Source organism: Virgibacillus salexigens (genome assembly GCF_014905415.1).
GTDB lineage: Bacteria > Bacillota > Bacilli > Bacillales > Amphibacillaceae > Virgibacillus > Virgibacillus salexigens.
Map to the genome: position 1 here is coordinate 1 of NZ_BNEO01000216.1, position 289 is coordinate 289.

The window sequence follows — 289 nt, forward strand, 5'->3', positions numbered from 1 at the left end:
TCTCGTAATAATAATCCCTGGATTTTGCATTAAATATGTTAATATTTCATATTCTGTGTGTGTTAAACCTATCTTTTCTTCATCTACTGTCACGGTACGAGAAGGGAAATGGACATGGATACCATTTCTAGTTAAGATATCTTCATTAGATAACTCTCCTGTATAAGCATATCGACTTTCCATTAATCGTTTCACTCTCGCCAATAAAATTGGTGGTCTGTAAGGTTTTGTAACATAATCATCAGCCCCTAATTCAAAACCAAGTAACGTATCGTCTTCATCCACACGA

At 34.9% G+C, this 289-nt stretch carries 1 protein-coding gene; it reads right to left on the bottom strand.

All coding sequences use genetic code 11. The features are described from left to right. The coding region (locus tag JKP73_RS22910; protein ID WP_200412067.1) for a response regulator transcription factor at positions 1-289 on the bottom strand (289 nt) is incomplete at both ends.